Genomic DNA, 20,363 nt, shown 5'->3' with positions numbered 1-20,363 from the left:
AAATGGCAAACAAATTAAATATATCCATTAACGGTTTTCCAGTTGAAATTGCAAAAGGGAAAACTATACTTGAGGCGGCAGATGAACAAGGGATCAAAATCCCAACGTTGTGCTACCACAAAGATTTATGCGTAGCGGGAAACTGCAGGGTTTGTGTTGTTGAAGTAGTTGGACAAAACCGACTTTCGGCAGCTTGCGCTACACCAGTTGAAGAAGGGATGGAAATTCTCACCAACAGTTTAAAAGTACGAAATTCAAGAAAACACATTATTGAACTTTTATTGGCAGAGCACAATGCCGATTGTACCAAATGTTACAGAAATGGCAACTGCGAGTTGCAGGAACTCGCTTCTGAATATAAAATAATGACACAGGATTTTCTGGAGTTGGTGCCTTTAAAGAACTATACTATCGATATGTTTTCTCCGTCAATTATAAAAGACGATAGTAAATGTATTCGTTGCCAGCGGTGCGTTCGCACATGTGCTGAATTACAGGGAGTAAACGCTCTGACAGTAGCTCACAAAGGAGACAAAATGAAAATAACCACCTTCTTTGAAAAAGCTATGCGTGACGTTGTTTGCACCAATTGCGGACAATGTGTAAACCACTGCCCAACCGGTGCATTGGTTGAAAAAAATTATATTGAAGAAGTTTGGGAAGCAATTGCAAATCCGAATAAACACGTTGTAGTTCAAACAGCTCCGGCTGTCCGTGTGGGTTTGGGTGAAGAACTGGGGCTGGAGCCAGGTTCGCGTGTTACCGGACAAATGGTCGCAGCGCTCAAAAGGTTAGGTTTTGATTCCGTTCTTGATACTGACTTCACAGCTGACCTCACAATTATGGAGGAAGGAACAGAATTATTAACCCGGTTAAAAAAAGCCTTGGTCGACAAAGACGAAAGTGTAAGTCTTCCTATGGCAACATCGTGTTCACCAGGTTGGATAAAATATATAGAACACATGTATCCCGAACATTTAGAGCACCTTTCTACATGTAAATCTCCTCAACAAATGTTTGGCGCCCTGGTTAAAACATATTACGCCAAGGCAAGAAATCTGGAACCGGAAAATATTGTTTCGGTTTCCATTATGCCTTGTACGGCTAAAAAATTTGAAGCATACCGTCCGGAAATGCACGACAGCGGTTATCGGGATGTAGATTATGTTTTAACCACCCGCGAATTGGCAATTTTAATTAAACAGGCGGGGTTAGATTTTAACAAACTGAAACCCGTAAAATATGACAGATTAATGGGTGAGTCAACCGGTGCGGCTGTGATCTTCGGAGCAACAGGCGGAGTTATGGAAGCCGCTTTGAGGACAGCATATGAAATTGTAACCGGGCGTGAGGTCCCGTTTAAAAACCTGGACATTACTCCTGTTCGGGGGATGGAAGGAGTGAGAGAAGCCTCTGTAAAAATTGAAAATCCGTTAAAAGAATGGGCTTTTCTTGACGGTGTTGAATTAAAATGCGCCATTGCACATGGGCTTGTAAATGCAAAAACAGTTATGGATTCTGTAAAATCGGGGAAAGCAGACTATCATTTTATTGAATTTATGGCTTGTCCCGGTGGTTGTCTGGGAGGTGGCGGACAACCTATTCCTACAAATCCGGAAATTCGCAAAAAACGCGCAGAAGCAATTTATACCGAGGACAGTGAATTAGCTCTTCGAAAATCGCATGAAAACCCGGAAGTACAAAAGCTTTATCGCGATTTCTTAAAGGAACCGCTCGGAGAAGTTTCCCATCATTTGCTTCATACCAAATATACAAAACGGGAACGTTATTAAAAATCGATAACCACAAGTCAAAAAATCCGGTATCTTTGATATCGGATTTTTTATGGAAGAGAAATTATATATTACATTTTTGGAGTCGCCTGTTGGCTGGCTAAAACTGACATCGGACTCTGTTTTTCTGCTGAGTGTTGAGTTTAAAGACGCTCAAAAACCGTCAGACAATGACTTACCCGGAATACTCATTAAAACCAAAAAACAACTCACTGAATATTTTGAGGGTAAACGTGAAGAATTTCAACTAAAACTTAAACCCAAAGGTACTGAGTTTCAGCAAAAGGTATGGAACCTTGTACAAAAAGTTTCGTTTGGTGAAACAACATCATATCTCGATATTGCAAAAAAATCAGGTTCTGAAAAAAATACAAGAGCAGTTGGTCTGGCTAACGGAAAAAATCCAATTCCAATCGTCATTCCCTGCCACCGAATTATTGGTTCCAATGGAAAATTAACAGGCTATGCCGGTGGAATTGAACGAAAACGATGGCTGCTTCGTCATGAGCTGATTTTATCAAAAAACACCCATTTATTGTTTTAAAATTCCATTAAATTCTACCCATATTCTAGAATTTTTATCCCATTTTGAATCATCTCAAACATAACTACAACAACACAACAATTTGATTTTCAGTAAAATAAATTTATTGGTTTATTTTTTGACTTACGCAAAATATAATTTAGAAATAAAAACATTTCGGAAGATAGATTGTACGGCGGGCTCAACTTGCGTCACCGATTCATTTAAACGGGGTATTTTGATGGAATCTGAAAATTCAGGTTCCATCTTTTTTTATTTACTTTGCAACATTAATTTTATATTCGCAAAAAAATAAGAAAAAATGAAACGTGTAATCCCGTTATTTCTCATTCTGTTTTCAACAACCACAATTATAGCTCAGGAAAGGTATCAGGAATTAATTTCCGATGAAGTTTCTGTACAAACCCTGACTTATACATCAAAAGACGGTGAAAATCTGGATATGGATATTTATCTGCCGGAATATGATGCAGAAACAGAACGCGCTACAATAATTTACGTCCATGGCGGGGGTTTCCGGGTAGGTCAGAGAGACAGCGAAGATATTCAAAAATTTTGTTCAGAGCTGGCAAAATATGGTTACGTTACTGCATCCATCTCTTACCGGCTCACAAGAAAAGATAAAGAAGGAGGCTTTGGATGCGATTGTCCGGCAGAGGATAAAATAAATACGTTTTATGCAGCAGTAGAAGATTTGCAGGATGCCACTTTTTTTCTGATTCAAAACCGGTTTGAGTTTGGCATTGATCCCCAAAAAATAATAATTGCAGGCAGCAGTGCAGGTGCGGAAACCGTATTAAATACAGCTTATCAGCCACCTTATTGTTACGGACTCGATTCTGGCCCTGTTTCTTATGCCGGGGTAATTGGAATGGCCGGGGCAATTCCCGATACTACCGTAATTTACGAAGAGTCTGCTGTCCCTTCGCTTTTGTTTCACGGTACTGATGATAACCTGGTTCCTTATGCAACTGCGCCTCATCATTATTGTAAGGAAGGAAGCCCGGGATATCTAATTCTTCATGGTTCGTATACTATTACCCAAAAACTCGACCAACTTGAGGTGCCGTATTGGTTACATACATCATGCGGCGCCGGTCATGAAATGGCCAATAAACCTATGAAAGAATATTTAAATGTAATTACCGACTTTTGCTACAATTATGTCATAAAAGGCAAAACAGAAAGCCGAAACACAGTTGTTGAAGGGAAACAAGATATCGCTAAATATCAACCTTATAATTTTTGTGAAGAATGAAAAAACAAATCTTAATCATATTATTGTTGTTGCCTGCCACAATTTTTGCTCAACAAATGAATATCATAAGTTTCAATATCAGGTACAATACACCCAACGACGGAGAAAACGCCTGGCCAAACCGAATTGAAATGGTAAGTGGACTGATCCGCTTTCACGAGGCTGATATTTTTGGTATGCAGGAAGCTCTTGTTGGGCAGATAGAAGATTTAAAGGCACAACTTCCGGAATACGAATGGTTTGGGGTTGGGCGTGACGATGGTATAAAAGGAGGAGAGTTTTCTCCTGTTTTTTATAATCCTAAAAAATTTATCTTGCTTAAAAAAGGTACGTTCTGGCTTTCGGAAACACCAGAAAAACCGAGCAAAGGATGGGATGCTGCACTAAACAGGATTGTAACCTGGGGGAAATTTCAGTCAAAAGTAACCGGTAAACAATTTCTGTTTTTTAATACACACTTTGATCACAAAGGAAATGAAGCACGCAAAAATTCCGCTTCGCTTATTTATCAAAAGATCCGGGAAATGGTTCAGAATAAAAATTTGCCTGTAATTTTAACCGGAGATTTTAATCTAACACCTGATACCGAACCTATCCAGCTGCTTAAAAAATATTTAAACGACAGCCGTGAAGTGTCAGAAGAACCACCCTACGGTCCGGTTGGAACGTTCGAGGGATTTAAACTTGATGCACCGCTTGAAAACAGGATTGATTATATTTTTACTTATGGTGAAATTGATGTAAAAAAATATGCAGCTTTAAGTGAATTCACAAATCACAGGTTCCCATCCGACCACTTACCGGTATTTGCGAAAGTAGTGTTAAAATAAATCTATCTATTCTATTTGTTGGGATAAAAAGGACATCCTTCTTTCAGGCACTGTTCTTCGTTTTGCAGAAAGAAACTGCATTCGATATTTTCCGGAATATGAAGTTTTACAGCCATTCTTTCCTTTAGAAACTTTACGCTTTCCTGTAAGGCAATATAAGTTACGCGTTTACAGCATCGAGGTCCGCCGTAGTGAGCCATTGCAAGAAGAGAACGACCTACAATCGAATTGCATAAACTCCATTCTTCCGAACTCAAAGGTGTTGCTCCTGTAACTGAACTCACAAAAATGCCGGTTCCTACGGCTGCGCCACAACTGCCGTGTGTTCCACAAAAGGCCCCGGGAACTTTCTCTGCTCTGTTTCTAACTATTTTCAACCAGGATTCCAACTTCTCCTCTTTCAGAACAGCCTTGCTATACGAGGCCAAAAGCACTGCCGGGACAAGATAATGGTGTTCCGGACAGTGCATCTTAAAGTCGGGAAACATCATTAGAATCTCTGCCATTTCAAGCGGATTATCGATGGATGAAGACAAACAAAAAGATTCAATTATGTCCCACGTATCTTTCTTCCTGCAATCGCCACATACCAAAACTTTCTCATAAAAAAAGAGCTCACATGGCTTATTCTGATTACAGTATACACATTTGTCCATAGAAAAATTTAACAGGAAATATATTAGAAAACAAAATATAAAACAATCAAATATTCACGTTATTATCGGGAACTATCCATTTTCTGTTTACAAAACAAGATAAACAGAAAAAATCCATAGAGAGCGAATTACATTTACCAGCTTTTTACACAATGGCACCACTTTTACCATAAGGTTACCTCTTTTGCTAAAAGGTAAGCCCAGAAAGAATTCTTTGTTCGAAAAAAAGATTTAAGCCACAAAAAAAGATTGTCTTTAAAACACAAAAAGACAATCTTAATACACTACGGGGGATAATTGCCGTATACTAAAAATCGTTGTTGACCGTAACCACTGTATTATTATTACCTAAATCCAGTCCTACACATGTAAAACTACTCTTGTTTTCCAGACCAAGATCTCCCATCTTTGACTTCGCCAATTCCAACGAGTGAATACAATATCCTTTACTGGCAGTTAGATTTGGAGAAGGAACTACTTCAACTTTTAAAACATCTTCAAATTCTTTGTTAAAAAGCTCTACTATTTTCTGATAAAGTGAACCGCCTCCCACCAGATAAATTTTATCGACATCGTAGAAATCCTCATCCAAAATATTACGTCTGATAGACGGCGATATTACCTCGTTATAATAGCTTTCCAACACTTTATCTCTAATTTCAGAAAGATCTACTCTTTTTCTCTTTATAAGAATGCTGCCTCTTTGAAAAGCCCTTTCCAACTGCTGATCTGTTAAAATATTTATATAATATTTTTTTTGCAGTTCATTTTCCAACAACTTTATCGCATAAACAATACCACTGGAACTATGAGCTGTTCTGTAAACCAAACCACCCGGCTGAGACAAAGCAATTTCGAATGTTCCATAACCGATACTTGCAATTATAAAGTTGCCGTTATCTTTTATCTCCCCATTTCTGATATATTTCACCGATCCTTCAATTTCGGTCATAACATCAATTTCAGGTATAGAAAAATCAACTTTCTCTACACCGCGACTCCCGAGGGTACGCGAATCAAAGTTAATTTGGTGGCTTCCTTTAAAAAAATCAGCAGCGGCCCCTTTAAAAGGTTGATAGGTTGTAAAAGGGAAACCTGTGGTAACAATTAAATTCGAGTAGGTACCCTGCGTTGCAGTTAACAAACCGGTAAGCCCTAACAACTGATAATCAGCATCATCAGGAGAACTATTTAGAAATTTATGAGGAGATAATCCTTCTTTCAAAGCAAGGTTACCTACGATATAATCTTTCCCGTTTAAACCGGTTATTCTAATACCATCTAAAAACTCATCGGCAACTTTTTCGAAGTCTCTGTAATTTTCTTCTAATACACTTGGGAATACAAACGATTTTTCCATAAATTAATTTTTATATCGATCTTATCTGTTTCATTTTCATATTTAGCAATGAAAGTTTGCTCTTTTTATTCACCTTAGACTTTTCTTCATCATTTAAGGAGTCTTCCTCATCAAAATCATAAACGCTTTCCAAAAAGTCTGATGAAACATCTTTCCCATTCAATTTAACTACATTATCCTCAATCGATTTAATCTGTTGATCCGTCCACTCGACAGAAGTTTCAAACTTTTGATCGTTCTTAGGGTCAGATTCATCCAATATGTAACACATCCCATCAAAAAAAGCCTTTTCTTTAATATTTACATGCTTGGTCTTTATTGTCCCCCTCATTTCTCCTCCGGGGATTATAGTAAATTCATTATCAGCAATAAAATCTCCTTTTGCTTTTCCCTCTATTACAACAAACGCAGCTTTTATGTATCCGCGTACATAGCCTGTTTTTCCAATTACTATTCTTCCTGTTGTAACTAATTCACCTTCTATCTCGCCATCCACTCTTATATCATCTTCCGATGATACCCGGCATTTCAGTTTGGTGCCTGCTCCTATGACTGTTAAACTACTCCTGCCACTTTCTTTACTTTTGCTTGACTTTAACATAACTCTCTTAGATTTTTATCCCCAGTTCAATACAATCACAAGCCTAACTCTACAAAGTTGGCAAGATTATGTTGAACGAATCTTTTAAAAATATGGACATTTTATGGACACAAAATAAAATACGCTTGTACAATATTTTCAGATTTACCATTTTAAACGTCTCAGTAATGGATACAACCAACAAATTGCACCAATGTTTAGTAAATTACAAAATTTTTAGCTAAAACTGCACCTTTTTTCTTGAATATAAAATATAAGCTGCAAACGTTCCTGTAAAAGCAGTTTTGAATACTTTTCCCGATAAAAAGATAAGTTTTGTGCTACACGAAAAAATTGATATGTTATTCGTCGGACAAGATAGAATGAGTAAATTGAACAAAATTATCTGTTTTTTTTAAGCATAATTTCTTTTTAATCCGATACCTGCTCTTTCTCACACTATCGTCTGAAATATTAAAAAGGTGAGCAATCTGACTTGTATTCATCCCCATTTTTGTAGCACAAATGAATACAATATCATATTGTGTCAACGCATCAAATCTTTCCGTCAGTTTTTCTGTAAAACCAGGATATACATGATTAAATCTTAATTGAAATGTCGCCCAATTATTTAAAAGTAATGATTTATCATTCAAATATTTCTTCATTTTAAATAATACATCACTTTTATGCTTTGTACCTGTTGGTCTGTATAATTCATTTTCAACAATAAGATTCAGCTTTTTCAGTATATTCTTACTTTCCTCTCCCCTTAAAGTCTCTTTCATCAACTCATTTTCTTTCTCCTTCAGTTGCAACTGCAGATTTTTATGCTGTACTAATATTTTTTTTAAACTTTGCTCTTTGCTTTTAACCTCATCTTTCAATTCACCCAACTCATTGGTTTGATTTTGAAAAAAGACCTCAATACCGGAATACATTTGTTCATACCTGTTAATGCGGACATCAATTGTTTTAAGGAGCTCTTCGCGTGTAAATGGTTTTGTTAAATAGTCGTCGGCTCCCTCTTCCATTCCTTTACGCCGCTCTTGCCGCTCACTCAGAGCAGAAATAAATATAAAAGGTTTTGATGCAAGAACCTCGTGTCTCTTAAACTCCCTAATAACATGAAAACCATCCATTTGGGGCAAAACCACATCACACAAAACCAGGTCAGGAATTTTATCTTTGGCCAAACCAAAACCGGAAATACCGTCTGAGGCTTTAAAAACATCAAATCCTTCATGTTTTAAAATACAAGCCACCTCATCCAGCAATTCTGCTTCGTCTTCGATTATTAGAATTTTACGCATGTTCAGGTTTAAATGAATTCAGATTATAATACAAAAATAGAAAAAAGTATTAATCTGAAACCTCCAAGCTGAAAATTTTATTAACTGATTTCTCAAAAACAGCAGAAATTTTTAATGCCAAAACAGTTGAAGGAACATACCTGCCGGTTTCAATGGAATTAATGGTTTGACGTGAAACTCCAATGATTTTTGCCAAGTCTTCCTGGGTATAATTTTTGATGGCGCGTTCTATTTTCAAGGTATTTTTCAAATTTTCTATTTGTTTGAATAAAATATACTCATATAAAAATATATCAACGATGAAATAAGTGCGATTCCCAAAAATACCAAAACAAAAGTAAATTCATTAAAAATTACCGGAACGCACCACCTACTTTCCTGCAAAGCACCGTAAATTATAATTACTCCTATAAAAGAAATAAAAGCATAAACAAAGGCTTTTAAACGTATTTGTTCTGAAAATTCATCCTCTCTTTTCTCCCGCGAAAAAAGAAAAAGGAACAGCGAAAAATTTGTGTTTAGCACCAAAAAGTTTAAACCTGATTTATTCAAATGAAAAACAAACAGAAATACTGTAAAAGCCACTGCGAACCAGACAATCCCAATCCATTTAAACCAGTGCGGAAATAAATCCAGATGCATCTTTAATACATCGTAGGTTTTGCCCGTTTTTGGAAGAAGCCAACCAAGTAAAAACATGAAAATTACCGCCAGTATAAATGGGAAAATATCAAAGAAATTCATTTAATTATTTTTTTGATTTGTATTTTGTGTAATAAAAATATGACAAGTAATAAACCAGAAGCATCAACAGGAAAAAGCCAAAATCAAAGATCCAGCTGTCTGTTATTTCGTTGTTTAAAAAAACTAAGGGATATAATATACCTATTGTGATAATTGTGTTTATAAAACTTACAACCAATGCCTTCATTCGTAAATGAAGAAACAGCTCATCTTCATCACGTTCTTTCGAGAAAACAAAAAAAAGCAATCCTGTATTCAAATTATAAAAAAAGACTTCTCTTTTTCTTACAAATCCTTCAAATTCATTAAAACCAAAAGCGGCAATAAATCCCCCGACAATGAAAATCAGACCAATCCATTTTATATAAGAAGGAAGAAACCTTATTTTTATTTTTAGTAGATCGTAACTGTTAGGAATTGGCCGTAAAACATAAAGACCAAAAGAAATATACAGAATAACATATCCGATTAAAACGGGTAGTAAAATATTCATCTTTGTAAAATTTACTTTTCAATATGACAAACATACTTTACATTTCTCTAAAAGACAAGTTTCCTTTACATTTTTTTCAATTTGTTTTTTAACATGATTTGCATTTTCTTAGCCCGATGTTTGAAAAGATTGGTGAATACATTATAAACACAGCCAACATTATTTGGGGAACTCCCATTTTAATTTTGCTTTTAGGGGGTGGTTTCTACTTTTTGATTTATTCCAGATTAGCTCCTTTACGCTATTTCACACATGCCTTAAAAATTTTAAGCGGAAAATATGATGACCCGAACGAACCGGGACAATTAAGGCATTACCAGGCACTTTCAACTGCTCTGGCCGGAACCGTTGGAATGGGAAATGTAAGCGGTGTTGCTGTAGCCATTACAATGGGTGGCCCCGGCGCTATCTTTTGGATGTGGGTTTCAGCGCTGCTCGGCGTTAGCACCAAATTTTTTACTTGTTCGCTGGCGGTTATGTTTCGCGGAAAAGACTCAAATGGGGAAATTCAGGGTGGTCCCATGTATTTTATTACTGAAGGGTTGGGAAAAAACTGGAAACCGCTGGCAATTTTCTTTTCCCTGATGGGAATGATTGGCGTGTCCCCTCTCTTCCAGGCCAACCAGCTTACCCAAATGATCCGTGACGTTGTATTGGTTCCCAATAATCTCGGCGGTAATTTTCAATCGGATTTAATTACCGGAATCATCATTGCTGTTATTGTTGGCATAGTAATTATAGGAGGAATAAAACGTATAGGTAATGTAACCGGACGTGTTGTTCCAATTATGGTTGCTGTATATGTAGCCACTGTTTTATTTATTATTTTTTCAAGTCCATCGCAAATTATTCCGGCGTTTAAAACCATTTTTCACGATGCTTTTACAGGTGATGCTGTTCTGGGAGGCTCGCTTGGCGCGATAATAATTACCGGTGTACGGCGCGCCGCTTTCTCAAACGAAGCTGGTTTGGGAACTGCCCCAATGGCACACGGAGCTGCAAAAACAAGCGAGCCCATCCGAGAAGGACTCGTGGCCATGCTTGGGCCCATTATCGATACCATTCTGATTTGCACAATGACTGCACTGGCAATTATAATAACCGACTCATGGATTGAAAGTTCTGCCGACGGAATTTCGTTAACAGCTCATGCCTTTGACCTGGCAATTCCCACCTTCGGAAAATACATTCTATCTACCAGTGTTACCTTTTTTGCAATGTCGACTCTGTTTGCCTTTCCTTATTATGGAACAAAATGCCTTGGCTTCGTTGCCGGTGCTAAATATGGTTATATCTATAACTACATTTTTGTAATTGTTATTATTGTTGGCGCCATTTCAAATCTGCGGGTAATCATTGGTCTCATCGATATTTCGTTTGCGCTGATGGCTTTCCCAACCGTTATTTCAGCGTTGTTGCTTTCGCCACATGTACGCAGGGCTGCCAAAGATTACTTTGACCGACTGAAGAGGAACGAATTTTAATACTAATATTTTTTTTAGAAAAAAGATTGTGTAAATTGGAGCACAAATCTTTCAAGAATGAAAAAGAACCAACCCTTTAACGAATATCTAAGAGCTTTTTATTCCGATGGATACCGAATTGCAATAAATGCAGCGGAAAGTATTGACTCAAAAGAAATTTTATTTTCGGCAATTGAAGAAATGTATCAGCAAATTGACGAATTGATAGTATCAATTTCCGAACTTTCTCAGCGGCAAAATACTACTATTGATTGCAAAAAAGGATGTCAGTGGTGTTGTCACCAACCTGTTTTTGCAATGAACTATGAACTGGACTATTTAAACTTTTTTATTAAAACCAATTTAAAAACCAGGAAACAAAAAGATATCCAGGCAAGGGCTCGTGGTAAGGCAAAAAAATTAAAAAGCCTGACAAACGATGCGCTGCTTAACTCCAAACACCCTTGTCCTCTGTTGGAAAATGGGATGTGTATTGCATATAAAGCGAGGCCGATGGCGTGTCGAATTTATTTGTCGACAAACCTTAAAACCTGCCTGAAATTTTACAATACTCCAAACGACAAAAAGAACTTCCCTGCCCTGCTCGATTTTCCAATGCAGGCCGGAAGAATGATGAATGAAGGATTTAAATCAGCTTTAAAAACTGTAGGTTTTAAACCCGAAGAATTCAGGATAGAAGAAAAACTTTTAGATTAAAACTCTTCCAATTTCACGCCAGTTACTTTAAACTTCTCTTCCAGAATATCGGGTAAAATTGGGCGATTATTTCTTGTCAGAACTGTTGTAATTTTAGCATCAACCATTAACTTTTCATCCGATTTTCGAATCACCTGTTGCTTAAAAACAACCCTCAAACGACCTTGTTTCCCCATTTTTAAACGAACAAAAAAATCGTCGGCCGGGCGAAGAGGAAATTTATAATCGAGTTCAGCACGAATAACTACTGCATCAATTCCCTCGTTGTGCAGTTGAGCAAAATCGAGGCCTGCTTTGTGGAGAAATTTATGCCGGCAATGTTCCAAATAATTCTGATAAACAGAATTATTAACGATGCCCTGAATGTCGCATTCATAATCGCGCACCTGCATTTCCAATTCAAAATCGTAGTTTTCCATTCTCTAAAATTTTACAAATGTCTTTTCGGATAAAATGAGAGATCTTCTCTCTACATCAGTTTGCTGAACGGACCATTCTGGGATAACCACCAAAAGCTTTTACCCAGAAACGATGAAACTTATGAAAACTTTGAACCGGATCTGCAAACATCATGATACACTTTTTATAAATCAGCGGAATTCCGGCATCTGCTGCTGCTTTTACAGCTTCGGGAGTGTCTGATTTCTGTTGAATCCAAATCATTTTTATCCCTTTGCTGGAAGCTGTATTTACAACGCTTAGAGTTTCTTGCCTGGGGGTTACAACAAAAAGGTGTGTAACGTGGTCAGGCAGCTCCTCCACCGACTTATAACACTTTACTCCCTGAATCTCGTCAGCATTGGGATTTACGGGATACAAATCAAAACCCTTTTCTTTTAACTCTTTAAAAATCGCCCCACCAAACTTCTTTGGATTACGGGAAACTCCTACCATGGCCATTTTCTTTGGCCCGAGAAACTTGTTAATTTCATTCAAGGTTGTCATTCTGATTATTTTTAAGGTTATTTTATCAAAAAGTCAAAAAACTTTTTGCCTTCGAGGTAGCCTTCCAGATGATCGCCAACTTTTACAGGGCTAACACCTGCAGGTGTACCTGTGTATATTAAGTCACCAATTTTCAGTGTCATGTATTTCGACACATGTGAAATAATCTCTTCAAACCCAAACATCATTAACTTTGAATTTCCTTCCTGTGCGGGTTTTCCGTTTACATCCAATTTAAAACCAATGGCTTCCGGATCGGGAAAAATACTCTTATCCAGAAAGGTACTGCTGATTACTGCCGACTGGTCAAAAGCCTTTGCTTTTTCCCAGGGCAGACCTTTTTCTTTTAATTTCTGCTGAACATCACGCGCCGTGAAATCAATCCCAAGTCCAATTTCATCAAAATAACGATGGGCAAAACGTTTTTCTATATTTTTCCCAATCCGGCTAATTTTAATCACCAGCTCAATTTCATGATGGACTTCTTTTGTCCAGTCGGGGATATAAAACGGATCGTTATTTCTAAGCAACGCCGAATCGGGTTTTAAAAAAAACACCGGCTCTTCAGGAATTTCATTTTTTAATTCCTTTGCATGCGCCATATAATTTCGTCCAATACAAATAATTTTCATATTCTCAACTATAGCTATCACCTTTAAGTGATAATCTTTTGATTTAAACTTAAAAATAAAAATAGACCATTACCTGGTCATCATCCGCAATTTAATCTGAGTAAGCACCCGTTTCGTGTAAAGTGGAAATTCACTATTCATAATCCATCCAAAATAACCGGGTTGCTCTTCCAAGACCTGTTCAACGGGAATCCCTTTGTTTTTGCCGAAATTAAACACTTCCACTCCATTTTCATCGTAAACGATTCTCCCTACAAAATCAACATTTCTGTCGTACGACGAAAATTCACTCAACTTTTGTACGTCGTTAACAATCGGTACCGATTGTTTTCCGTGATTATCTTCATAAACCACATCCTTATACATGTCAAGTTGTGCCTTCAAAACCTCGTATGTAGCTTTTGTATCGGCCATAGCACTGTGTGCATCAACTAGTTGCTGATTACAATAAAATTTATATGCTGCTGCCAAAGTACGTTTTTCCATTTTATGAAAGATAGCCTGAACATCGATAAATTTTCTTTTTTTGAAATCGATATCAATATCTGCTCTCAGAAATTCTTCTGCAAGCAAGGGTATATCAAAACGATTGGAGTTAAACCCCCCTAAATCACAACCTTCCAAAAATTTGGCCAGTGTTTTAGCCACCTCCTTAAAGGTTGGTTCGTCTTTTACATCCTCGTTGACTATTCCATGAATTTTTGACGCTTCTTCAGGAATTGGCATTTCCGGATTAATGCGCAAAAGCTTTTCTTCCTCACTTCCATCAAGATGAATTTTTAACAAAGCAATTTCTACAATTCGATCAGTAACTATGTTGATTCCCGTTGTTTCGAGATCGAGAAAGACCACCGGATTTTTTAATGTAAGATTCATTCGCTTAAATTAAAAAAGAAGGTATCCGAAAAACCATCTTGATTTCCATTCTGATTTTTGGGATACCCTCCACATTTATAATTATTCGATTTTATGCGTTTATCATCATCGGCATCAGAAGCATTAAAACATCTTCGTCTTCATCGTCAGTTTCGGCAGGAAGTAAAAGACCTGCTCTTGTAGGATCACTCAATTCAACCTTTACATCACTGGCTGAGATATTGGTTAAAATTTCCTGCAGGAATGTAGATTTGAATCCTATCTCAATTTCATCTCCTTCATATTCACAACTCAGGCGCTCAACCGCTGAAATGGAAAAATCGATGTCCTGAGCAGAAACAACCAGCTGGTTATCATTGATATTCAATTTAATTAAATTGCTGGCCTGATTTGAAAAAACAGAGACACGTTTTACAGTATTAAAAAATGCCAACCTGTCGATAATCATTTTATTCGGGTTATTACTTGGAATTACCGAATTATAACTTGGGTAATTTCCTTCAACCAGACGACAAATTAATTTGTATTTGCTCAATGTAAAAAAAGCGTTTTTATCGTCAAATTCCAGCTTTACGTCAAACTCTTCTTTGGGAAGCAGATTTTTCAGCAAACTGGCCGGTTTTTTTGGCAAAATAAACGACGACTCAAATTCAGCTGTGGCATCTGAACGACGGTAACGAACCAGCTTGTGTGCGTCAGAAGCAACAAAACTCATAAAGTCGGGTGAAATTTCAACATAAATACCATTCATTACCGGGCGAAGTTCATCATCGGCAGTTGCAAATAATGTTTTTTCAATTCCTTTTTGAAGAACAGCGTGGCTAACATTTACCGACGAAGCAGAATCTTCAACCAATTCAGGAAGTTCAGGAAAATCTTCCCCATCCTGCCCTACTATACTAAATTTTCCATTATCAGAAAAAATATCCACTGCAAAAGTTTCGCTGTCAATTTGAAACGTGAGTGGTTGCTCAGGAAATTCTTTGAGCGTATCGGTAAGTATTTTTGCCGGAACAGCAATTGTTCCTTCTCCATCAATATTGTCAAGCTCCATGCTTGTAATCAAAGTTGATTCCAAATCCGAGGCTGTAATGGTTAGTTCTGTTTCTGAAAGATGAAAAAGAAAATTATCCAGAATGGGCATCGTACTTTTACTGCTGATTACCTTGCTGATTGCGGCCAGGTGATGTAATAATTCAGTACTTGAAACTACAAACTTCATAAGTAATTATTTTATTTTTAATTTTTTCTGTTGAAAATTTGTTCTATGCTTCTGTTTCAGAGCATCATAGTTTTTATTACTAAAAAGGATAAACCAAGTACACGAATATACAAACTTTAATGTTATTAACCTATCGTGAAAAGTTTGATTTTTTAACGGTTTTATAAACGATTAAACCGACGTCGGCGAAGATAATTATAAGCCAGTCCGAAAATGGTTACAAGCACCAAAGGTAAAACGATATTTAACCATTGCCACTTTGTTTTTTCTTCCCGCAGCTGCACTTTATCCAACATTCTCATTTTAACCGTCCGGTTTCGAAGCTGCATAATTCCCTGGTCGTCATTAAGGTAATAAATCAGGTTAAGCAAAAACTCCTTATTTCCAAAGGGCCGGCCGGAAACCCTGTCGAAACCAAGTTCGGTAAAACGCGGCGGATTGGTTGAATAGTTGACACGATTGGCCATTAAATCGCCGTCGGCAATTACCACCATTTTTGTCGGCTTACTTTTGTTGATAATATTTTCAGATGCCGGGATACCAAAAGCTTCGGGCATACGATTTTGGAAAACAGAAATAAAAGTACCTTCCAACATTACTCCAACCGGAATAAAAGCTTCATTAAATAACTCGCGCGCCGGCGGATTGTTTATATTTTGAAGGCTGACCGAAGAGGGGGATTTTACTCTCCGTGCACTAGGCGACGTAGTCAGAATAAAATTCTTTTTAGCTCTCGGATTTCCGGAGATTGTATCGATAGACGAAGCAAATTCAGAAAAAACGTTATTTAGGTTTCGGGTCGCCGGATGAGCATCGGAAGGAACCAACAACGGTGAATAATACCACGGATGAATCGTAAATTTTGGTGTATTTCCGGGCAGCGCGGTGTTCACTTGTATGCGCGCGCAATACACATCTTGCAGCAACTCATAATTTAAACGAACACCATACCGGAAAAACAGATCATTCAAATTCAGATCGCGGGGAAATGCATAAGTTTGATACCCTTTTGACAAGCTATCCAAACTAACTTTCACAGGATCGATCAACCACATTACTTTCCCGCCCTGCATAATGTACTGGTCGATATAAAACTTATCTTTTTCTTCAAAAGGCTGCTGAGGATCTGCTATAATCAGTATATCTACATTTTTTACGTGCGCAGGTAATTCTCCGGGCAAAATTCGTGTAAGCTGAAAGTCTCCTGAAAGCGCATTGGCAAAATCGGCCGTTTGATACTGATTTAATTCCTGGTTTCCATCCAAAAAAGCAAGCGTTGACTTTTTTGTCCGCATCAGCTTCCGAAAAACGTTAATCAATTCAAATTCCACACTTTCTACTGAATGATTAAAATTGGCTTCGGCAGAAAAGTCCGGATTCGACTTTAAGAAATTTACAGCCATTTCTTTGCCTCCCATCGAAACCAACGCTCCGGGAAAAATCGTTCTTGTGCTTACTCCTTCATTGGTTTGTTTTCTGAAACTGGTTGGTATAACTCCTTTTCCTGCAATTTCATCAATTAAATTCTGTCGTTTTTCAACATCTCCTATGGAATATGGATCAGTAAATTTTATGCGAATAGGTTTGGGTGAAAAAACATTTAAAACGGCAATTTTCTCCAAAACTTCCTGTTGCAGTTTTCGCAAACCCGGCTCAAGCTCCCCGATAAGAAAAAACTCTACTTCAACCGGCTGTTCAATTCCCGAAACAATTTCCTTACTTACAACAGAAAGTGAATAGCGTTTATCGGCGGTTAAATCGAGCCGGAAAAGAAAATTTGAAGAAACAACAAACACAACAATCAACGAAACAACAAAAACACCGACATTCCTTTTTGTTCTGCCTTTTTTCCATTTTGAAATTCTCAGAAAAACACTGGTTAAATAAAGAAACAGAAGTGTAATTCCGAAGTAGTAAATAATATCGCGCATATCAACCACACCCCGCGAAATAGAAAGGTAATGATTGTTGATACTCATCCACGACAAAAGTTCTTCAAAAAGATAAGACACACCAGCACTTCCAACAAAATCGAATCCGAGATAAAAAATAAACGACATCGCCATTGCCAGAATAAAAGAAACAATCTGGTTATCGGTAAATGATGAGGCAAAAACCCCAATAGCAACATAAACAGCCGCCAGTAGAAACAGCCCGATAAACGATCCCCAGGTTGCGCCGACATCGATACTTCCAACAGGTTCGCCCAACAAATAAACCGACAGGAAATACAACAATGTGGGTAACAATGAAAAAATAACCAGAACCATTCCCGCAAAGAATTTTGCTAAAACAAGCTTAAAATCGGAAATTGGATGAGTAAGTAAAATTTCGATTGTTCCGCTGCGTTTTTCATCGGCAAAAAAACGCATGGTAATGGCGGGCACCAGAAAGAGGTACAACCAGGGAGCCAGCGAAAACAATGGCTCCAGCGTGGCATAACCATTATCCGGAATATTATACGCTCCCGGAAAAACCCACAAAAACAGTCCGGTAACCAATAAAAAAACCAGCACTGCAAGATAGCCAATCAGCGAGCCGAGAAATGTTTTTATTTCTTTTCGGAATAAACTGTACATTTTTGTTGCAAATTTCGAGTTCGCTCAAATTTATCTATTTTAACAAACTAAACATTTTTTTTGCTGCCCGTTGCGAACAGCCAGGTTCACCCATAAATTTTTTTAAACGGAGGTAGTCAGCTTTTATTTTTTTTCGATATTGTTCATCAAAAAGCAATTTATGCATTTCTTCTTTTACATTTTTGAAGGTCATTTTTACCTGAATATATTCCCGAACAATTTCTCTGTCCATAATAATATTCGGCAGTGAAACCCCAGCCATGGTAAAAATTATATTACGAAAGACAAAATCAGTTACCCATCCGCCTTCTACCCTGTAGACAACCGTTTGCGGAACATCAAAAAGCGCAGTTTCCAGAGCTGCTGTACCAGATGCGACAAGCGCTGTGTGGGCATTGTTCAGCAAATCATAGGTTTGCTTATAAATAATTTGTATGCTGCTGTTCTGCAAGTATTTTTGATATAATTCAGAATCCACGCTTTTTACTCCGGCAACCACAAACTGAAAATCAGGATATTCTCCGGCAATTTTTACCATCAGAGGTAAAGTTCGTTTTATTTCCTGCACACGGCTTCCGGCGAGCAAAGCAACAACCGGCCGGGTATCCATATTATTCTTTTGCAGAAATTCCGCTTTTGTCAAGGCCTCATTTTTAAATTCTTCAAGCGAGTCCATCAAAGGATTTCCCACATACTGCACGTCCATTCCGTGTTTTTTGTAGAAGGCTGTTTCAAAAGGAAAAATGGTAAACATTTCATCCACAAAAGCTTTAATCTTTTTTACACGGTACTCCTTCCAAGCCCATATTTTGGGTGAAATGTAATAAAAAACCCTAATATTATTCTTTTTTGCAAATTCGGCAACACGAAGGTTAAATCCCGGGTAATCAATCAAAATAATTACGTCGGGCTGAAACTGAAGAATATCTTTCCGGCAAAATTCGAGGTTACGCCCGATAGTTTTTAAATTCAGGATAACATTTACGATTCCCATAAAAGCCATTTCCCGATAATGTTTTACCAGCGAACCGCCAACTGAGTGCATCAAATCGCCGCCAAAAAAACGAAACTGAGCGTTTGTATCTTCCTCATTCAATGCTTTCATAAGATTTGAACCATGCAAATCGCCCGATGCTTCTCCTGCTATGAGATAATACTTCATATTTTTAAAATGCCCGTGAAACCAATACAGCAAAGGCATAAATTAATGTGGCTGCCAAAACTCCCTTTGCTGCTTTATCGTACTTTTTTTGGATAAAACCCATAAAAATTGCCAGGTTGGCAAATACACACAAACTCCCCAGTTTTACCAGTAAATGTATATGCCAAAGACTTTTTATATAATTTGAAAACGAAGTTTCACTGTCACCAAAAAAATATACGCTAAAAAATATAATTAAGGGAACAAAAAAACCAGCCAAAAAACCAATTCCTGTTTGATCCCAACGATTTCTCTTTCTTCGCTGTTGCATTAAAATTTCCAGTTTTGGAGTTCCTCAAGTGTTTTGTAGCAAGTCATATCAACAGCAACGGGAACAACTGATACAAAATTGTTTTCCAACGCATAAATGTCTGTTTCTGCCGACCCTTCCTCAAAATTTTTAAAATAACCCGATAACCAGTGATACTCTCTGCCATGTGGATCTGTTCTTTTTTCAAATTCTTCCATCCATTTCCCATGTGTTTGCCGGCACACTTTTATTCCTTTCGGTTTTCCTTTTGGAATATTTACATTCAAACAAGTAAAAGGAGGTAAACCATTTTCAAGCACATTCTGAAAAATTTTGGCAACGATAATTTTCGCTTTTGAAAAATCAGCACCCGAACTGTAGTCGTCGAGTGAAAAGCCCACAGACGGAACACCATGTAAACTACCCTCAATAGCTGCTCCCATTGTTCCGCTATATATCACACTGATCGATGAATTAGCACCATGATTGATCCCTGAAACCACAAAATCGGGCGTACGGTCAAACAAACTGTTAAAACTAAGTTTTACACTGTCAACCGGAGTTCCATTACTTTTATAAGTAGGTACACCCAGAATTTTTTCAATTTCAACAGCCCTCAACGGCTGATCAACGGTGATGGCGCATGACTTTCCTGACATCGATGTTTCGGAAGAAATAACCACCACATCTCCAAAAAATTTCATCACTTCCACCAGTTCCTGAAGGCCGCGGGCATGAATTCCATCGTCGTTGGTAACTAATATAAATGGTTTATCTGACATATTTTTTCAAATTGGAAACAAAGATAGTGATAAAAACAGAGGCGTAAAATGGAAACAAAACATAGTTTGCAGCAATTCAAAAATTAATAATCACTCTTCGCTATTTTTTAAATCAATAGAATTAT

At 37.5% G+C, this 20,363-nt stretch carries 22 protein-coding genes; 6 read left to right on the top strand and 16 right to left on the bottom strand.

From position 1 onward, the window contains the following. Nucleotides 1-2 precede the first annotated feature (2 nt). The 4 genes from GM418_RS20650 to GM418_RS20635 all read left to right on the top strand — a co-directional run bounded on the left by GM418_RS20650 (nucleotide 3) and on the right by GM418_RS20635 (nucleotide 4,425). On the top strand, nucleotides 3-1,793 hold the full coding sequence (locus GM418_RS20650; RefSeq protein WP_158869126.1) for an NADH-dependent [FeFe] hydrogenase, group A6: 1,791 nt from the start codon (nucleotides 3-5) through the stop codon (nucleotides 1,791-1,793). A gap of 52 nt (nucleotides 1,794-1,845) precedes the next feature. Continuing rightward, nucleotides 1,846-2,337 carry a methylated-DNA--[protein]-cysteine S-methyltransferase gene (locus GM418_RS20645; protein ID WP_158869125.1) on the top strand — a complete coding sequence of 164 codons (492 nt, stop codon included), beginning with the start codon at nucleotides 1,846-1,848 and terminating at the stop codon, nucleotides 2,335-2,337. A gap of 301 nt (nucleotides 2,338-2,638) precedes the next feature. Continuing rightward, complete coding sequence (locus GM418_RS20640; RefSeq protein ID WP_158869124.1) at nucleotides 2,639-3,595, top strand: alpha/beta hydrolase; 957 nt, start codon at nucleotides 2,639-2,641, stop codon at nucleotides 3,593-3,595. Further along, the gene (locus GM418_RS20635) at nucleotides 3,592-4,425 is read left to right on the top strand and encodes an endonuclease/exonuclease/phosphatase family protein (RefSeq protein WP_158869123.1); all 834 of its coding nucleotides are present in this window, start codon (nucleotides 3,592-3,594) and stop codon (nucleotides 4,423-4,425) included. Before GM418_RS20640 ends, GM418_RS20635 begins: the two co-directional genes overlap by 4 nt. A gap of 11 nt (nucleotides 4,426-4,436) precedes the next feature. On the opposite strand, the gene GM418_RS20630 is transcribed toward GM418_RS20635, so the two are convergent. From GM418_RS20630 to GM418_RS20600, 7 genes are all read right to left on the bottom strand, one after another. Continuing rightward, nucleotides 4,437-5,081: a DUF5714 domain-containing protein gene (locus GM418_RS20630; RefSeq protein ID WP_158869122.1), complete on the bottom strand. Its 645-nt coding sequence runs from the start codon at nucleotides 5,079-5,081 to the stop codon at nucleotides 4,437-4,439. Nucleotides 5,082-5,388: 307 nt separating this feature from the next. Further along, nucleotides 5,389-6,441: a ParM/StbA family protein gene (locus GM418_RS20625; RefSeq protein WP_158869121.1), complete on the bottom strand. Its 1,053-nt coding sequence runs from the start codon at nucleotides 6,439-6,441 to the stop codon at nucleotides 5,389-5,391. A gap of 10 nt (nucleotides 6,442-6,451) precedes the next feature. Further along, nucleotides 6,452-7,042 (bottom strand): bactofilin family protein, encoded by a 591-nt coding sequence (locus GM418_RS20620; protein ID WP_158869120.1) that lies wholly within the window; start codon nucleotides 7,040-7,042, stop codon nucleotides 6,452-6,454. A gap of 341 nt (nucleotides 7,043-7,383) precedes the next feature. Then, entirely contained in the window at nucleotides 7,384-8,334 is a 951-nt protein-coding gene (locus GM418_RS20615) for a response regulator transcription factor (protein ID WP_158869119.1), read from the bottom strand. A 49-nt stretch (nucleotides 8,335-8,383) separates the two neighbouring features. Next, complete coding sequence (locus tag GM418_RS20610) at nucleotides 8,384-8,584, bottom strand: helix-turn-helix transcriptional regulator (RefSeq protein WP_246222754.1); 201 nt, start codon at nucleotides 8,582-8,584, stop codon at nucleotides 8,384-8,386. 5 nt (nucleotides 8,585-8,589) lie between these two features. After that, complete coding sequence (locus GM418_RS20605) at nucleotides 8,590-9,078, bottom strand: hypothetical protein (RefSeq protein WP_158869118.1); 489 nt, start codon at nucleotides 9,076-9,078, stop codon at nucleotides 8,590-8,592. 4 nt (nucleotides 9,079-9,082) lie between these two features. Then, entirely contained in the window at nucleotides 9,083-9,571 is a 489-nt protein-coding gene (locus tag GM418_RS20600) for a hypothetical protein (protein ID WP_158869117.1), read from the bottom strand. A gap of 116 nt (nucleotides 9,572-9,687) precedes the next feature. Between GM418_RS20600 and GM418_RS20595 the strand changes: the two genes are divergently transcribed. Next, nucleotides 9,688-11,055 (top strand): alanine/glycine:cation symporter family protein, encoded by a 1,368-nt coding sequence (locus GM418_RS20595; protein WP_158869116.1) that lies wholly within the window; start codon nucleotides 9,688-9,690, stop codon nucleotides 11,053-11,055. 57 nt (nucleotides 11,056-11,112) lie between these two features. Beyond that, nucleotides 11,113-11,751 carry a YkgJ family cysteine cluster protein gene (locus GM418_RS20590; RefSeq protein ID WP_158869115.1) on the top strand — a complete coding sequence of 213 codons (639 nt, stop codon included), beginning with the start codon at nucleotides 11,113-11,115 and terminating at the stop codon, nucleotides 11,749-11,751. Here GM418_RS20590 and GM418_RS20585 read toward each other — a convergent pair. The 9 genes from GM418_RS20585 to surE form a co-directional block, all read right to left on the bottom strand. Beyond that, complete coding sequence (locus GM418_RS20585; protein WP_158869114.1) at nucleotides 11,748-12,170, bottom strand: acyl-CoA thioesterase; 423 nt, start codon at nucleotides 12,168-12,170, stop codon at nucleotides 11,748-11,750. The genes GM418_RS20590 and GM418_RS20585 overlap by 4 nt on opposite strands. Before the next feature lie 55 nt (nucleotides 12,171-12,225). Continuing rightward, on the bottom strand, nucleotides 12,226-12,696 hold the full coding sequence (locus GM418_RS20580) for a CoA-binding protein (RefSeq protein ID WP_158869113.1): 471 nt from the start codon (nucleotides 12,694-12,696) through the stop codon (nucleotides 12,226-12,228). A gap of 17 nt (nucleotides 12,697-12,713) precedes the next feature. Next, nucleotides 12,714-13,349: a fumarylacetoacetate hydrolase family protein gene (locus GM418_RS20575; protein ID WP_246222753.1), complete on the bottom strand. Its 636-nt coding sequence runs from the start codon at nucleotides 13,347-13,349 to the stop codon at nucleotides 12,714-12,716. Between the two features lie 48 nt (nucleotides 13,350-13,397). Next, nucleotides 13,398-14,204, bottom strand: a complete 807-nt coding sequence (locus tag GM418_RS20570; RefSeq protein WP_158869112.1) for a 3'-5' exonuclease — start codon at nucleotides 14,202-14,204, stop codon at nucleotides 13,398-13,400. A 91-nt stretch (nucleotides 14,205-14,295) separates the two neighbouring features. Next, complete coding sequence (dnaN, locus tag GM418_RS20565; protein WP_158869111.1) at nucleotides 14,296-15,426, bottom strand: DNA polymerase III subunit beta; 1,131 nt, start codon at nucleotides 15,424-15,426, stop codon at nucleotides 14,296-14,298. A 161-nt stretch (nucleotides 15,427-15,587) separates the two neighbouring features. Then, a complete protein-coding gene (gldG, locus tag GM418_RS20560; RefSeq protein ID WP_158869110.1) occupies nucleotides 15,588-18,005 on the bottom strand; it encodes a gliding motility-associated ABC transporter substrate-binding protein GldG in 2,418 nt (805 codons plus the stop codon). Between the two features lie 34 nt (nucleotides 18,006-18,039). Continuing rightward, complete coding sequence (gene lpxB, locus GM418_RS20555; protein ID WP_158869109.1) at nucleotides 18,040-19,167, bottom strand: lipid-A-disaccharide synthase; 1,128 nt, start codon at nucleotides 19,165-19,167, stop codon at nucleotides 18,040-18,042. A 4-nt stretch (nucleotides 19,168-19,171) separates the two neighbouring features. Beyond that, entirely contained in the window at nucleotides 19,172-19,477 is a 306-nt protein-coding gene (locus GM418_RS20550; protein ID WP_158869108.1) for a hypothetical protein, read from the bottom strand. Next, nucleotides 19,477-20,238, bottom strand: coding sequence for a 5'/3'-nucleotidase SurE (surE, locus tag GM418_RS20545; protein ID WP_158869107.1), 762 nt, complete (start codon nucleotides 20,236-20,238; stop codon nucleotides 19,477-19,479). Before surE ends, GM418_RS20550 begins: the two co-directional genes overlap by 1 nt. Between the last annotated feature and the right edge of the window lie 125 nt (nucleotides 20,239-20,363).

This window comes from Maribellus comscasis, from assembly GCF_009762775.1.
Lineage (GTDB): Bacteria > Bacteroidota > Bacteroidia > Bacteroidales > Prolixibacteraceae > Draconibacterium > Draconibacterium comscasis.
Note: the sequence above shows the minus strand (reverse complement) of the source record. Positions and strands in the feature narration are given on the sequence as shown.

Coding starts and splice junctions, on each gene's coding strand:
- GM418_RS20580 (WP_158869113.1), bottom strand. CDS start 12,696: ATGACAACCTTGAATGAAATTAACAAGTTTCTCGGGCCAAAGAAAATG.
- lpxB (WP_158869109.1), bottom strand. CDS start 19,167: ATGAAGTATTATCTCATAGCAGGAGAAGCATCGGGCGATTTGCATGGT.
- GM418_RS20615 (WP_158869119.1), bottom strand. CDS start 8,334: ATGCGTAAAATTCTAATAATCGAAGACGAAGCAGAATTGCTGGATGAG.
- GM418_RS20645 (WP_158869125.1), top strand. CDS start 1,846: ATGGAAGAGAAATTATATATTACATTTTTGGAGTCGCCTGTTGGCTGG.
- GM418_RS20625 (WP_158869121.1), bottom strand. CDS start 6,441: ATGGAAAAATCGTTTGTATTCCCAAGTGTATTAGAAGAAAATTACAGA.
- GM418_RS20620 (WP_158869120.1), bottom strand. CDS start 7,042: ATGTTAAAGTCAAGCAAAAGTAAAGAAAGTGGCAGGAGTAGTTTAACA.
- GM418_RS20635 (WP_158869123.1), top strand. CDS start 3,592: ATGAAAAAACAAATCTTAATCATATTATTGTTGTTGCCTGCCACAATT.
- dnaN (WP_158869111.1), bottom strand. CDS start 15,426: ATGAAGTTTGTAGTTTCAAGTACTGAATTATTACATCACCTGGCCGCA.
- gldG (WP_158869110.1), bottom strand. CDS start 18,005: ATGTACAGTTTATTCCGAAAAGAAATAAAAACATTTCTCGGCTCGCTG.
- surE (WP_158869107.1), bottom strand. CDS start 20,238: ATGTCAGATAAACCATTTATATTAGTTACCAACGACGATGGAATTCAT.
- GM418_RS20590 (WP_158869115.1), top strand. CDS start 11,113: ATGAAAAAGAACCAACCCTTTAACGAATATCTAAGAGCTTTTTATTCC.
- GM418_RS20600 (WP_158869117.1), bottom strand. CDS start 9,571: ATGAATATTTTACTACCCGTTTTAATCGGATATGTTATTCTGTATATT.
- GM418_RS20570 (WP_158869112.1), bottom strand. CDS start 14,204: ATGAATCTTACATTAAAAAATCCGGTGGTCTTTCTCGATCTCGAAACA.
- GM418_RS20650 (WP_158869126.1), top strand. CDS start 3: ATGGCAAACAAATTAAATATATCCATTAACGGTTTTCCAGTTGAAATT.
- GM418_RS20605 (WP_158869118.1), bottom strand. CDS start 9,078: ATGAATTTCTTTGATATTTTCCCATTTATACTGGCGGTAATTTTCATG.
- GM418_RS20550 (WP_158869108.1), bottom strand. CDS start 19,477: ATGCAACAGCGAAGAAAGAGAAATCGTTGGGATCAAACAGGAATTGGT.
- GM418_RS20585 (WP_158869114.1), bottom strand. CDS start 12,170: ATGGAAAACTACGATTTTGAATTGGAAATGCAGGTGCGCGATTATGAA.
- GM418_RS20630 (WP_158869122.1), bottom strand. CDS start 5,081: ATGGACAAATGTGTATACTGTAATCAGAATAAGCCATGTGAGCTCTTT.
- GM418_RS20640 (WP_158869124.1), top strand. CDS start 2,639: ATGAAACGTGTAATCCCGTTATTTCTCATTCTGTTTTCAACAACCACA.
- GM418_RS20595 (WP_158869116.1), top strand. CDS start 9,688: ATGTTTGAAAAGATTGGTGAATACATTATAAACACAGCCAACATTATT.